The following is a 2,104-nucleotide window of genomic DNA, read 5'->3' as shown; positions in this document are numbered from 1 at the left end:
TCGTAACCGTGGGTCATTTCGTGGCCGATCACCGCACCGATGCCGCCGTAGTTGAGCGCGTCGTCGGCCTTGGGATCGAAGAACGGCGGCTGCAGGATCGCGGCCGGGAACACGATCTCGTTCTGCAGCGGGTTGTAGTACGCGTTCACCGTCTGCGGGGTCATGCCCCACTCGGTCTTGTCCACCGGCTTGCCGATCTTGGACAGGGCGAACTTGTAGTTGAATTCGTTCGCTGCGCGCACGTTGCCGAGGTAGCTGTCGCGACCGGTGGTCAGGCCGTTCCAGTCACGCCACTTGTCCGGGTAGCCGATCTTCGGGGTGAAGGTTTCCCACTTGGCGATCGCCTTGGCCTTGGTCTCATCGCTCATCCAGGTCAGGCCCTGGATGCGCTCCTTGAGCGCGGCGGCCAGGTTCTTGACCAGTTCTTCCATCTTGGCCTTGGCTTCCGGCGAGAAGGCGACCTTGACGTACAGCTGGCCGAACGCATCGCCGGCATCGTTTTCGATGGTGCCCAGCACGCGCTTCCAGCGCGGCTTCATTTCCTTCTGGCCGTTCAGCGTCTTGCCGTAGAAGTCGTAGTTTTCCTGCACGAACGCGTCGGCCAGGTACGGCGAGGCGCTGTCCACGGTGTGGAAGCGCAGGTAGGCGCGCCACACCGACGGATCGGTATCGCCCAGCGCCTTGCTCACTTCCTGGTGGAAGGACGGAATGGCCAGCGAGAACTTCTCCGGCGCGGCAATGCCCTGGGCCTTGAAGAACTCGGTCCAGCTGAAGTTCGGGGTCAGCTTGTCGGCGTCGGCCACGGTGACCGGGTTGTAGAACAGCGAGACATCGCGCGACAGCTCGGCGCTGGACTTGGAGGCCTTGGCCAGGCGCGTTTCGAACTTGACCACGTCCGCGGCCTGCTTGGCCGCGTCGGCGGCGGCTACGCCGGACAGTTCCAGCACCTTGGCCACGTGGGCCTGGTAGGCCTTGAGCTTGTCGGCGTTCTTGGCGTCGGTGTAGTAAGTGGTGTCCGGCAGGCCCAGGCCACCCTGGCTGGCGTAGGCCAGGTTCATGCTGGAATTCTTGAAGTCCGCTTCCGGACCGAAGCCGAACAGCACGTTGTCGCCCTTGGCCGCGCTGGTGCGCAGGTAGGTGGCGATGGCGTCCTTGTCCTTGAGGCCGTCGATGGCGGTCAGGTCGGCCTTGAGCGGCTCGATGCCCTGGGCGTTGATCTTGGCTTCATCCATGCCGGTGGCCCAGAAGTCGCCGACGATCTTCTCGATGCCGTTCGGGTTCTTGACCGCCGCGACCTGCTCGGCGAGCTGGTGCTGCACGGCGACCGAGCGCTCGTCCAGGATGGTGAAGGCGCCCCAGCTGGTGCGGTCGGCCGGGATTTCATTGGCCGCCAGCCACTTGCTGTTGAYGTAGTCGCCGAAGGCGCCGCAGGCGTCCATCGTGGTGTCCAGGTCGGACGGGTGGAAGGCGTTGTAGGCCGGCAGCTTGCTGTCGTCGAGCTTGTACTCGGTGGCCGCAGCGGTGGCGGTCGGCGCGGCGGCGGAGGCCGCGGTGTCCGCAGCCGGGGTGTCTTTCTTGCCGCAGCCGACCAGCGCGGCCGAAACGGCCAGGGTCAGCAGGACGATCTTGGGAGTGCGGATCACGTGGGTTGGCCTCCAGGCCTGAATGCATCGGGGGATGGCCCCCCACAGGGGAGCCGTGGGCCAGACGATACGCCGCTGGCTCGACCTGCAAGGGTGTCGAAGGTCATGGCTGTTGGCAAGCCGCACCTTCACCGGGTGGTCGGCCGGATCCGGCACGCTGTGACACCCGCACCGGCAAAGGCCGACGGCGGGCGCGACAGGCTGCTCGGGGCGGGTATATATAGAGCGTCATGACAAACCCTTCTGCGCAGACCTGGGACGCGATCATCATCGGCGCCGGCCACAATGGCCTGGTCTGCGCCGCCTACCTGGCGCGTGCCGGCCGGCGGGTACTGGTGCTGGAGCGGCGCGGGGTGGTCGGTGGCGCGGCGGTGACCGAGGAGTTCCACCCCGGCTTCCGCAACTCGGTGGCCTCCTACACGGTGTCGTTGCTGCAGCCCAAGGTCATCGCAGACCTGGAC

Annotated in this window: 2 protein-coding genes; one reads left to right on the top strand and one right to left on the bottom strand. The window is 66.0% G+C overall.

The features are described from left to right. A partial coding sequence (locus ACXJKH_RS19180) for a M13 family metallopeptidase (RefSeq protein WP_457321754.1) occupies positions 1-1,643 on the bottom strand: 1,643 nt, incomplete at its 3' end. 230 nt (positions 1,644-1,873) lie between these two features. On the opposite strand from ACXJKH_RS19180, the gene ACXJKH_RS19175 reads away from it, so the two are divergent. Next, the coding region (locus ACXJKH_RS19175) for an FAD-dependent oxidoreductase (RefSeq protein WP_457321752.1) at positions 1,874-2,104 on the top strand (231 nt) is incomplete at its 3' end.

This window comes from Stenotrophomonas sp. P5_B8, from assembly GCF_054049855.1.
This window is presented reverse-complemented; position numbering and strand designations above follow the sequence as displayed.